Genomic DNA, 12,303 nt, shown 5'->3' on the forward strand with positions numbered 1-12,303 from the left:
GGGCTGGGGTTGGGCTATCTGGGGCTGGTGGTCCTCTTGGTGGGGACTGGGCAGTTGACCGGATCGCCTCGCTACTATTTGAGTGTGGTGCCCCTATTGTTATTGGGGAGTCGTCGGGTCTTTGGCTACCTGCCTGGGACCTTGACGCTGGTGGGGCTGGCCCTAGTGCCGCTGAACTTCTATTACTTCCAGCAGTGGCCCCGCTGGGTCGTCTTGAACCAACCCTCCCAGCAGGCGGGGACGTGGCTCGGGGGACGATCGGGGATGCTCTATACCGATAGCCCCCTCGTGGTCTACGCTAGCCGCTGGCCCTTGACGAAACTGCAAGGGAGCAGGGCTTGGTCCGGGGGGCCACCGGGGTTTTTAGCCTTGGTGGGGGACGGGCGGTACCGCAACCTGTACCCGGCCCTGGGTGCTCCCGTACCCGAGGCAGTCCAAGCCGATTGGCAAGACCACTGGACCGTAGATTATGGGGCTAAACCCGTAAAGATCTACGGGGTACCTTGACTAGTCCTATTCCTGTAGCTCAATTTACGGGCTTTACTCGGTTGTTTGGGAGCTAGATCTTGCTTATTGTCTATAACAATCTAGTTCGATAGTTACCTGTGGTTTAAGTAGCTGCCTCGCGTGCACTTATACCTAGGCTGGCAAAGCTCCTCCTTGTCATTGAACCTCTTTGCGTAAATGGACATCCAATCTCCTGATCTCCGCACCTCGTCTACGCAAATTTCGCAATTTCTGTTTCAAAATCACGTAGCTTACAAACCACGCTAGAGTTGAATAAGCTGCTGATCTAGTGTGCGGAAACCCACTTCGAGTACCCATTCCTAGGAACCTTCATGAAGAAATTGAAAGTCCTCATTGCGGATGACCATGCCTTGATTCGGAGTGGCATCCGCATCATGCTGCTGACGGCCAGTGATATTACGGTCGTCGGCGAGGCAAGTAACGGCGAGGAGGCGATCGAGCTTTTTGAGCGGTCTAGGCCAGATGTGAGTCTACTCGATATCTCAATGCCCAAGCTTGACGGGATTGAAGTCACCCGCATCCTTAAAGAGCGTTACCCCGAGGCCAAAATCCTGGTGGTCACAATGCATGAGAGCGAGGATTATCTCTTTCAGATCATGCGGGCGGGGGCCAATGGCTATCTATTGAAGAGCGCGGAGAAACAGGAGTTGCTCCAGGCAATCCGAGCGGTGGCAGCAGGGGAGCAGGTCTTCAGTGCGGCGATCTCCAAACTGATGACCCAAAAGTACCTGCGTGATGCCCAACAGAGTGAAAAAGCCCTGCGCTTGGTAGAACGTGCCCCGACCCGGCCCACCCTGGTCCAAAATAGCGTCCACCTGACCAACCGGGAGTGGGAAATCTTCTCTTTGGTGGCGGAGGGCTATACCAATCAAGAAATTGCCCGCCAACTCACGATCAGTCCCCGGACTGTGGATACCCACCGCAATAACTTAATGAAGAAGTTGCGGATTAAGAACACGGCTGGGTTAGTCCGCTACGCCCTAGAGCAGGGCTTGACCGCCTCGACCCACCGTCATCCACCGGCTGATCCTCAGACTATGGGCTGATCCCACCTCCCCTGCCCGTCGGTGGGGGTATTAAGTTTCAAAATAGTTTCTGGTTATAAATAGGGGTAATTTGCGGCTGCTCAAGATTGCGCTTAACCGTAAAAACATAGCTGTAGAGCCAGTTATGGCGCAAAATTGCTCGAGTCAGCCGCTGAGGTTATAAAGCTTCTAGATATGATAATCCCTCTCAAAGCATTGCTAATTAGCGATTAAATTGGGCTAATGGCTCTTGGGGTGGCGGGGCCGGAAGAATAGCTGAAACTATCTCCCAGAAAGAGTTTACTCTGGTTCATCTGGGAGATTTTTGAAAAATCTAAGCAACTCTCTAAGCTCATTCCTCTAGTCAACTTAGGGGCAACTAACTAATCATGAATTACGAACTTCACCCGGTTGTTAAGCAATTGGCTAATTGATTAGAGTTCATTACATTCAGAGCTAAATTCTGAGTATTCACGCCTGAACAAGTAGACGCCTTGTGTGCACTTGTCCGGGACTGTAAGGGGATTATTGTGTGTGATTTAGATCGCACTTTTTAATCCCGCCTTGATTCCTCCTCAACGGTATCTACACCATGGTGCACAAGCGAAGTCGGGCCAAGTCTGCGGTCAAAGTGGCCTGCCCCCATTGCGGCGTCCGTCTTTGGCGTCTAAATAGTAACAAAAACTACATTTTCTTGGACACCGTTCAAGCGGTGATGGCGGCCACGGGGTTTAACCGTAAACGGGCGATGTTATTGACCCGTCAAGGCGTGTATGTAGACCATTCCCGCTGGATCGAATCTTTCTTTTGCCCGACCCACGGCACGATGTGGCTCATTGTCAACAAAGATAAAGATACGGGGGAACACGAAGTCCGCGTCCCCAATGACCAGGAATGGGAAAAGACCTGCGGGTTAATTGACCCCAACCAACCCAACCCCAGCGTCAGTCAGTATTCATGGCAGTCCAGTCGGGGACCCGTCGTCTCCGGCAGCCGCTAACCACCCGTTGAGGAAAAGACTATGCATCCTGTTTTTGGTATATTGACGCGCCATCGCCTCCCGGCCTTGACTGCTTTCACCGTAGTCCTTGGCTCGTGTCTATTGACGGGAGCTTTGACCCCAGCCCAATATGAGTCCCAGACGAAGCTCCTTTTTCAAGAAGTGGGGCCGACCCTGACGGAGGGATTACCGGGCTTAGTGGATACCGGGGCGACCTTCACCCGCACCAGTAACCCGATTGAGAACCAAGTCACGATCCTGACCACAGACCCGATCTTGGCTTCAGCGATCCAATCCGCCGACCTGCGCCACCCCGAAACCAAGAAATTACTCCTGCCTAGCCAACTCCGCAAGGACCTAGAAATCCGTCCGATCCTCGGGACTGACATTGTTACGCTCTCCCACAAAGGCACAGACCCGGCCTTCTCCCAGCGGGCGGTGACGGCAGTGACCGAGGCTTTGGTTAAAGATGTCGTGACCAACAACCGGGCGCGGGCTACTCAAGTGCGGACCTTCCTTCAAGAGAAATTGCCCCAAGTAGAGCGCGACCTCCGCAAGGCTGAACAGCGGCTCCAGAATTTCCAGAGCCGTTCGGGTTCCGTGGCGATGGGGGCCGAGGCCGAGTCCGCCGTGAGTAACCTCGCCACCCTCGAAGCCCAAGAACGCACGCTCCGGGGTAACTTGACGGCCCAGGATTCCCAGATCCGTGACCTCACCCGTAAACTGGGCGGTCAGACCGTGGCCCAAGCTGTGACCGCCGTGGCGGTGAGTGAGGACCCGGATGTGCAGGCCCTCCGCGCTAAACAGGCCGAACTCGACGCCGAAGTGACCCGCCAGCGCACACGCTTGGGCGACCAGCATCCCCAACTACAAGCATTACTCCGGCAACAGACCGCTCTTAAAACCACCCTGGACCAGCGTATCCAGGCGATGGGCGGTAAAGCCGGCAGTGTCTCGGTGAAAGTGAACCCTGTTTCCCAGGGGCTGACCCGGCAGTTGGCAGAACTGCAAGTCACCCGCAGTGGTACCCAAGAAGAGCTTAGTAACGTCCAACGGGCCTTGGCCCAGTACCGGGGCCGGGTGGCAGCCCTGCCCCAACGCCAAGTCCAGTACGCCCAACTGGTGCGGACGGTAGACCTCAATAGCACGACGGTTACTTTACTCTCGCGCAAACTTGAAGAGGCCAAACTCGCCGAGGCCCAGGGCTTCTCCAGCGTGCGGGTGGTGGAGCCCGCCAGTGAGCCGCGTAACCCCGTCTGGCCCAACTTCCTCATCCTGGCGGTGGCGGGGAGCGTAGTCGGGGCGGTGGTCGCCGGTGGGGTCGTCCTCATCCGTGAACTGCTCAACCGCAAGGTCATGACCGAAGCCGATGCCCAATACCTACTCCAGATGCCCGTGCTGGGTTCCTTGCCCCTCCTCACCGGACAGACTACACCCTTGATCAAGACCTGGAGCCGCGAAGCTTACCGGATGCTCTGTACGAACCTGCGCTTCTTGACCCGCGATACCCACGGTAAGGCGGCGGTGGTGGTAGTTAGTAGTGCGGTCCCCAACGAAGGCAAGTCCACGGTGGCGAGCCAGATGGCGATTGCCATGGCTAAATCTGGTCAACGGACCCTCCTGATTGATGGTGACTTGGTGCGCCCCAGTCTGGCGCGGGCCTTTCAGGTCCAGGAGGAACCCGGTTTTGGGGAATGGTTACAACAGGCGCGGCGCAAGGGACCAGCGCATCTCGCCACCTACATCCAACCCACCACCCAGTCCCGGTTGAGCCTCCTCACAGCGGGTCACGCCCTGCCTGAGGACTCCGCCAGTCTCCTCGAGAGTTCGGCGGTGGAACTTTTGGTGCGGCAACTGGAGGACCAGTACGACCAGATTATTATTGACACCCCGCCCCTGGGCGCCTTTGCCCACGGCTACCTGCTCGGCGCCAAGGCCAGGGGTATCCTGCTCGTGGTCCGCCCGGAAGTGACCGACCAACAGGCCCTACTCCGCGTCAAGCAACGGCTCGAAAACAACGGCATCCCCCTGTTGGGTTTGGTTTGTAACGGGGTGGATAACCGTGAACAACTCAGCTATGGCTATGGAGACAGCTACGAGCGTGGACCCAAAGCCGCTCTTACCTTGGAACTCCCTGCCAGCCGCGATTAATCTACCCGAGGTCTACGCTAATGAAATACATCTGGGCCACGGCCCTTGTCTTGATGATGGCCCCCTCTGCCTGGGCCGCTGATCCTGTGGCAACCCCCGTGCCTAATTTCACCGTCGGCGTCGCTGCCCAGGGCTACCGACTCAGAAGCGGCGACAGTATCCGCGTGGAGGTCTTTGATTTCCCAGAACTCTCCAAAGACCAAGTGATCCTACCCGATGGCACGATCAACATCATGCATCTGGGTGCGGTCCAAGCCGCTGGGATTAGCCCGAGCCAACTCTCCGACGAACTGGCCCAACGGTTTAAGGGTTACTTGCGTAATCCAGTCGTGGCGGTCTCCGTCACCGATACACGGCCCCTGCGCGTCAACGTAATCGGTGAAGTGTTGCGCCCCGGTCCCCAGGATTTCGCCAGCGTGAGCGGTCAAAGCGAGAACAACAGCAATAGCAACCGTAGTCGCAATACCGGGGTGGAGACCCTGAGCCGTGCTTTAAGTCTGGCTGGCGGCGTGACCCCGGCGGCGGACCTGCGTAAGGTCGTGGTGGTACGGCCCACGGCGGACGGGCTGCAAGAGTACCCGGTGGACCTCTGGAACGCACTTCAGACCGGAGACTTTCGCGAAGACATCACGCTCAGCGACGGCGATACCGTGCGTGTGGCGGCACTCACCCCCGGCGATGCCCTCAGCGAGAAGATGGCCCAGGATGTAGCCGTCAGTACCCTCGCCCCCCGGACCGTCCAAGTCCAGGTCGCCGGGGAGGTCAAAAATGCGGGTTTAGTCAACGCTGACCCCCGTTCCTCGGTCCTCAATGCGATTTCGCTGGCGGGTGGACCGACCCAGGAGGCGGACTTGGGGAATGTCAACGTAGCACGGATGGCCCCCAACGGGCGGGTCGAACGCTTCACCGTCAACCTGCAAGCTTTTACTGAGGGCAAGACCAACTATCAGGTCCGCAACGGGGATGTGATCTTTGTCGGGCGCGATGGTTTCCATCAGACAGCGGACATGATTGGGACGATCCTGGGTCCCATCGGTCAACTGTTCCAGACGATATTTTTTGGCGGGCGGACTTTCTGAGTTCGCTCCTGGGGTAGATCAGGACCCCAGGCCCAAAGTGTTACTTTCTGTTTACTTTAAATTTCATTCAAGCGGGACTTACCCCGTCTTATCTGAGGAGACCCTAGATGAAAGCGTTCATTCTTGCTGCTGGACAAGGCACTCGGCTGCGCCCGTTTACCGACGAGATTCCTAAGCCGTTGATCCCGGTCTTAAATCGTCCGGTCATGGCCCGAGTGATGGATCTTTGCCGCACCCACGGTTTCCTAGACCTCGTTGCCAACTTGCATTACAAAGGTGAGCGGATTGAGCAAGCTTTTGGCGATGGTCATGCCTACGGTGTTAACCTCTGCTATTCCTGGGAAGACCAGTTGTGGGGCACAGCGGGCGGGGTCCGGCGTCAGGCCGATTTCTTGGGCAGTGAGACCTTCGCGGTGGTTTCTGGCGATGTCGTGACGGACTTAGACCTGACTCAACTCTTAGCCTTTCACCGGGCGAGTGGCGCGATGGCGACGATGGCGGTCAAGGAAGTCAGCAACCCGGCGCGGTTCGGCGTGGTGGTGACCGATGAAAGGGGCCGCATCCAGTCTTTTCAGGAGAAACCCGCGCCGGGTACGGAGAAATCCCGGCGAGCCAACACCGGAATCTACATCCTGGAGCCGGAAGTTTTTAACCATATTCCTAAGGATGAAGTTTTCGACTTTGGGCATCAGTTGTTTCCAAAACTGCTCCAGATGGGGTTGCCGCTCTACGCGATGCAGACCGATGCTTACTGGTCCGATGTGGGGACCCTTTCGCAGTATCTCTACACCAACTGGGAATTATTGACCCATATGGAACTGAAACAACGGGTAGGCCGCAACACCGTAATTGAGCCGGGGGCGATCATCTCGCGGGATGTGCTGATTGGCGACCATTGCCATATCCAATCTGGGGCCGTGGTCATGGGCTATAGCTGCATTGGTAATGGCACCGTGGTCAAACCCAGTGCGCGGGTCCTGGACAGTATCGTTTGGACTGCTGACGACCACGTGAGCGTGGGCGATGAAGTGATCCGTTCCATTGTCACCAACGGTCGCTGCGTCAGTGTTGGTTTTAAGGGACTCGCGGCTTAAGCCACTCGCGGCTTAAAACGCTCCTGTAAATTCATCAAAGGCGGTCTGGTTCCAGGCCGCTTCATTCTTTATGGCGGATACCCGATGACTAACGCGCAATTCACTTGGCCTACCCTACAACCCAAGGACCTGATCCTCGTCCTCATCTGCGCCTTAGTCGGCGTCGGGGTGGCGGTGGTGGCGGGGTTGAAGCCCATTTTGGTCGCCCTAGCGGTGGTGGGGGTGCTGGGGGCGGCTTTTATCGTGATGCAGTTTGAGTTGGCGGTGCTGACCCTACTCGTCATGCGCTCTAGTCTGGATATCCTGACCACCGCGCAGATCCCGGCGGCCTTGGCCCTGGTCATTGACGGCGTGGCTCTGCTGTATTTGTTCTTCACCCTGCTCCAACGCAAGCCGGTCCAAGGGGATTGGTTCCTCTGGGTGTTTGCGGGCTGGGTGTTGTTGATGGGGTGTTGGCCCCTGTTTGCGGGGTTGGGCTTCTTTGATAGTTACTTGGTGGCGGATGAGGCATTCCGGGAGTGGACGCGGATGCTCTCCTTGGTCTTGATTTATTTCCTCGTAATGCAGCTTAAGGATAAAGTCTCGCCCCGGCAGTTGTTGAGCTATCTCCTATTGGCACTGGTCATCCCGCTGGGGGTGGGGCTGGTGGAAGTGTTTACGGTGCGGGGACGGATTGCCAGTACCTTGACTCACCCCGACGCGCTGGCGGATTTCTTGGTAATTTTTGTCGGATTACTGATTTGGCATTACCGGCAGACGAAGCAGCGACGTTGGTTGTTGTTACTAGTCCCCGCCGGGGTTGTTTTCTTTAAGACTGGGGCCTTGACCGGGTTTGTGATGATGCTTGGGTTTTTGGCGGTTTACGCGCTCTTTACCCTCAAACCCCGTAACCTACTGTTTGGGGCGGCGGCGGTGGTGGTTTTCCTGGGGGTCTTTTTCAGTACCGAGGTCGGGCAACGGCGGTTGGACAAGTTGCAAAATACCCCGCTTTTCAATAGCACCCTTTCCTTCTCCAGTGCGGCGAACCTACCTGAGGGCAACAGTTTTAATTGGCGGTTGTCCCAGTGGACTTTCTTGGTTGTGGCGTGGCAAAAGGCTCCGGTCCTGGGCTACGGACTACGGACTGCCGATGAGGTTTCGCCCTATGGGATCTCGGCCCACAATGTCTACCTAATGATGTTGGTGGAAACAGGCGTAGTCGGGTTCACTTTATTCCTGGGGTTGCTGGGGGCGATCGCAGCCCGGTTGACCCAACTCTGGCGGCAGGCCCTACCCGGCTCGGACCAGCGCGAACTGTGCCAGGTCCTGATTGCCGTCTTTGCCGGGTTGCTCGTGGCGATGATTGCTGATAACGTCTGGAACTACACAACCTTCTGGTTCTACTGGTGGACGATGCTGGCGGTGGCGGGCTGGCATTGGCCTAAAACTGCTCCGCTCCTGGTTCAACGGGCCGCGAAATCTGATCGTAAACTGCTTTTTACTAGTTCACCTAAATAAGAAAACCAACCATGACCAGCATGCGGACAACCACTGCTAAACCCCGCTTAGTTCGCCCCCGGCTCGCCATGCTCCATCCCAGTTGCGGGCTGAACTGGAGCGGCGGGGCGGAGGTTTACACGCTAGAGCTAGCGCGGCAACTGAACCGCTACTTCGAGGTGGAGTTGTTTTGTGGGGCGATGGTGGAGCCTTTTTGCCGCCCGGTAGCAAGTCTCAGCCGTGCCCACCGCTCCCCTTGGCGTGAGAAATTATTAACCCCCCTGCTGAAGACCTTTAGCCGTAACCCGAGCGGCTTGGTGGAACACGCGACAGCCTTTTTCCCGGCCTTGGGTGGCCTGTTGCGTTCACGGGCGGACTTGATTTTCCCGAACAACGACTACGGCGGGCTGGCGGTGGCTGCCGTGGTCCGGGCCGTCCAGGGCGTGCCCGTGCTATTTACGGAACACGCCGGCTTGGCGGCGGGAGGAAAGCCGTTGCGTCGTAATCTCAGCTTCAAACCGGACCACTTAGTCGTTTTTAATGAGCAGATGGCCCAAGTGGTAAGGGACCACCGCCCCGAGCAACCCGTGAGTGTGATTCACAACGGCGTGGACCTCCAACGCTTCCAGCCTGAGGGTGAACGCTTCCCCTTACCCGCCCAGGGTCCGGTGATCCTGTGTGTGGCCCGTCTCAGCTGCAACAGCCACAAACGCCCAGAGTTACTAATTCGTGCCTGTGCCAAGCTCAACGTCCACCTCTGGCTGGTGGGTGAAGGGGCGGACCGGGATTACTTCCTAGACCTAGGCCGCAAACTGTTAGGTGAACGATTCACCCTGGCGAGTTACCCCTACGACCAGATGCCTGCGGTTTATCGCCGCGCCGATGTCTTCACCCTGCCCTCGGTGGACGAACCCTGCGCCCTGTCCTACCTAGAGGCCCAAGCCTGTAACCGCCCGGTAGTCACCACCGACGACCCCAACCGCCGCCGGACCTTGGCGGGAGGAGCGGTTTTTTGTGATGTGACCGACCCCGCGTCCTACGCCCAAGCGATTCAAGAGGCTCTGGCTACGCCTTGGCAAGACCGCCCACGTCAGAACGCTCAACGGTTCGGCTGGGACCAGATGGCTCTGCATTACCGCGACTTGATCCAACAGCTACTTGCGAGATAATCCATGCCCAAAGTATCGGTGGTGATTCCGGCGTACAAGGCCCTGGCCTACTTGCCGGAGACGATAGCGAGTGTGCTCACCCAGACCTTCCAGGACTTCGAGATCCTGGTGGTAGATGATGGGAGCCCGGACCAGACGGGGGCTTGGGTCCAAGCCCAGACCGATCCCCGGATTAAACTTTTCACCCAGGTCAATCAGGGTCCCGCTGCCGCCCGGAACACGGCTTTGGCCCAAGCCCAAGGCGAGTATGTGGCCTTTCTGGATGCCGATGACCTGTGGGAGCCGACCAAACTTGCTAAGCAAGTGCAATGCCTAGACCAATATCCTGAAGTGGGTCTGGTGGATGTGTGGGTGATGCTGGCTGATGGTAGCGGGGTTGCCAAGGGCCGAGTCTTGGCTTCACAGTCCGAGGGCTGGGTCTATCCCCAACTGATTGAGCGCAATAGCGTAGGCTGTGGCAGTTCGCCGATGGTGCGCCGCAGTTGTCTAGCGGAAGTGGGAGTCTTTGACCCCAACCTGCACGGCACGGAGGACTGGGACCTGTGGATTCGGATTGCCGCAAAATATCCATTCAAAGTGATCCGTGAACCGTTGATTCGCTACCGTCAAGTGGCGGTCAGTGTCTCGCGCAACGTCAAGCGTATGGAACAGGAAATTTACAAAGTTATTGAGAAGACCTACCGCACTGTGCCCCTGGAACTCTTACCCCTGCGCGGTAAAAGCTACGGACATAACTACCTCTATGGAGCTTGGCAGTGTGTGGCGAGTGGCGACTACCAAGCCGGGGCCTACTTGCGTGACCGCGCCCACGCCCATTATCCGCCCTGCAAATACACGGTGAAATCCTGGCGGTTGGGGCTGGCCCTGGGGCTGATGCAATGGCTCAAACCCGCCCGTTACCAGCAGTTACAGCAGAGCGTTTATGAGTTACGGCGGTTGACCGGGGGTAGGGCATGATTCGGGATTTCGTGTTGATTATTGGTGCGATGAAGTCCGGGACGAGCAGTCTTTTTTATTACTTAGCCCAACATCCCGAGATAGCCGCTTGTATCAAAAAAGAACCGGATTTCTTTGGCCTCAACTCCCAATGGGACAAGGGCTGGGGCTGGTACGAGAGCCTCTGGCCCCAGGGGGTGCGCCAGGGTCAACTGGCTCTTGAAGCCTCGACAAGCTACACCAAATACGGTTGCCATAGTCGCGTCGGGAACCCAGCACAGCGGATGCAGAGTGTGGACGCTAATTTCAAGTTTATTTACTTGTTGCGTAATCCCCTAGAGCGCATCGAGTCCCACTATGACCACGGGGTAGACCAAGGCTGGATTAAGCACCCCCTTACCCAACTGCTTGCCGAGCGGGACAACAACTTGGTTGGGATTTCAAAATACGCAACACAGTTGGCGCAATACTCAGCTCGGTTTTCGGCGAATCAGATTAAACTTGTCGCCTTCGAGGACCTCAAGCACAACCCCAACGAGACGCTGCGGGATCTGTGTGAATTCCTGGCCATTGACGCGGACTTTACCTTTACTGCCAAGGCCCACAATGGGCGGGAGGAGCGTAAATATTGGTCTTACCTGCACCGTCTCAAGGACCAATATCCCTGGCTGCAAGCCTTGAGCCGGTACCTACCCAAGTCTGCTCGTCAACAACTGATGACCCTGATGACCCGCCAAGCCCGTGCTCAACAAACTAAACTCACCGTGGCCCAACGCGAACTTCTTTTGGGCGAACTGCAAGCGGATTTGAACCAGCTCCAGAGAGCGTACGGGTTTGATATCCAGCGTTGGGGCTTGGTCCGATGAAAGCTTCTAATCTGAGTCTAAGCAGTCAACAGGGCCTCGGGCGCATCAGCAAAGCCCTCAGTCTGCGGCTCCAACAGTTCCAGAAACGACATTGGCAACTGCGCCACCTCGACCAGACGCTACCTAAGACCCCGGTTTTTGTGATGGGCTGCCACCGCTCGGGGACAGGCATCTTGATGGAGGTGATTGACCGTTGCCCTCAGGTCACGCTCTACGACGAAGCCCGCGCCAATGCGGCTTTCCGGGATTACTGCCTGCGCGATTTGACAACGATTGAGCGGTTGGTCCAGCGGAGTCCTGGTCAGACCGTGGTTTTCAAACCGATCTGTGACGCGCACCACACTGACCGACTCTTGGCCCACTTCCCCCAGGCGCGGGTGTTGTGGCTATATCGGGCTTACCCAGAGGTCGTCCACTCGGCGATCCAAAAATGGGGCAGTCATCAACGGGAGATCATGCAGGGAATTAGTCAAGCGGATTGGCGGACCCTGGGTTGGCGGGGCGAGCGGCTGAGTCCAGAGCTAATTAACTTGGTCCGTCGCTGTCATGAACGCGGGTTGAGTGATGAAGAGGGCGCGGCCTTATTTTGGTACTTGCGAAACCGCATTTACGTTGATCTCAAGCTTGACCAAGACCCCAGGGTGCAACTAGTCGCCTACACGGATCTGGTCCAGGAACCCAATCGTCATTTCCCCAGGGTCTACCAGTTCATCGGTCAGCCCTGGCAACCGAGCTACGGCGCGAGTCTGTTACCGAGTCTGGTCAAAACCCGGACGCTGACAGGATTGCACCCAGAGATCCACGCGCTCTGTGAAGACCAGTGGCACCAGTTAAACCGTCACTACAGCCGCCAAGGGACCGTAAGCCATGATTCGTGACTTTGTTTTGATCATCGGCGCGATGAAGTCGGGGACGACCAGCCTCTTTCATTACCTAGCCCAACACCCGCAGATTGCCCCTTGTGCCCAAAAAGAACCCC

The 12,303-nt window shown here is 57.1% G+C and carries 11 protein-coding genes; all 11 read left to right on the forward strand.

Translation table 11 applies throughout. The features are described 5' to 3' along the window. Nucleotides 1-507: hypothetical protein (locus tag HFM78_RS11350; protein ID WP_287129558.1), on the forward strand; the 507-nt coding region annotated here is incomplete at its 5' end. Nucleotides 508-839: 332 nt separating this feature from the next. Beyond that, nucleotides 840-1,574 (forward strand): response regulator transcription factor, encoded by a 735-nt coding sequence (locus tag HFM78_RS11355; protein WP_287129559.1) that lies wholly within the window; start codon nt 840-842, stop codon nt 1,572-1,574. 673 nt (nt 1,575-2,247) lie between these two features. Further along, nucleotides 2,248-2,553 carry a hypothetical protein gene (locus HFM78_RS11360; RefSeq protein WP_287129560.1) on the forward strand — a complete coding sequence of 102 codons (306 nt, stop codon included), beginning with the start codon at nt 2,248-2,250 and terminating at the stop codon, nt 2,551-2,553. A 21-nt stretch (nt 2,554-2,574) separates the two neighbouring features. Further along, a complete protein-coding gene (locus HFM78_RS11365; protein ID WP_287129561.1) occupies nt 2,575-4,704 on the forward strand; it encodes a tyrosine-protein kinase domain-containing protein in 2,130 nt (709 codons plus the stop codon). A 20-nt stretch (nt 4,705-4,724) separates the two neighbouring features. After that, entirely contained in the window at nt 4,725-5,783 is a 1,059-nt protein-coding gene (locus tag HFM78_RS11370) for a polysaccharide biosynthesis/export family protein (RefSeq protein WP_287129562.1), read from the forward strand. A 107-nt stretch (nt 5,784-5,890) separates the two neighbouring features. Beyond that, a complete protein-coding gene (locus tag HFM78_RS11375; protein ID WP_287129563.1) occupies nt 5,891-6,877 on the forward strand; it encodes an NDP-sugar synthase in 987 nt (328 codons plus the stop codon). 84 nt (nt 6,878-6,961) lie between these two features. Beyond that, on the forward strand, nt 6,962-8,374 hold the full coding sequence (locus HFM78_RS11380; protein ID WP_287129564.1) for an O-antigen ligase: 1,413 nt from the start codon (nt 6,962-6,964) through the stop codon (nt 8,372-8,374). Nucleotides 8,375-8,394: 20 nt separating this feature from the next. Then, on the forward strand, nt 8,395-9,522 hold the full coding sequence (locus tag HFM78_RS11385) for a glycosyltransferase (protein WP_287129565.1): 1,128 nt from the start codon (nt 8,395-8,397) through the stop codon (nt 9,520-9,522). A gap of 3 nt (nt 9,523-9,525) precedes the next feature. Beyond that, nucleotides 9,526-10,479: a glycosyltransferase family A protein gene (locus HFM78_RS11390; protein ID WP_287129566.1), complete on the forward strand. Its 954-nt coding sequence runs from the start codon at nt 9,526-9,528 to the stop codon at nt 10,477-10,479. Next, the gene (locus HFM78_RS11395; RefSeq protein WP_287129567.1) at nt 10,476-11,324 is read left to right on the forward strand and encodes a sulfotransferase domain-containing protein; all 849 of its coding nucleotides are present in this window, start codon (nt 10,476-10,478) and stop codon (nt 11,322-11,324) included. Before HFM78_RS11390 ends, HFM78_RS11395 begins: the two co-directional genes overlap by 4 nt. Further along, entirely contained in the window at nt 11,321-12,202 is an 882-nt protein-coding gene (locus HFM78_RS11400) for a sulfotransferase domain-containing protein (protein WP_287129568.1), read from the forward strand. The genes HFM78_RS11395 and HFM78_RS11400 overlap by 4 nt, the downstream gene beginning before the upstream one ends. Nucleotides 12,203-12,303: the final 101 nt, after the last annotated feature.

The organism is Candidatus Cyanaurora vandensis, assembly GCF_013285555.1.
Classification (GTDB): Bacteria; Cyanobacteriota; Cyanobacteriia; order Gloeobacterales; family Anthocerotibacteraceae; genus Cyanaurora; species Cyanaurora vandensis.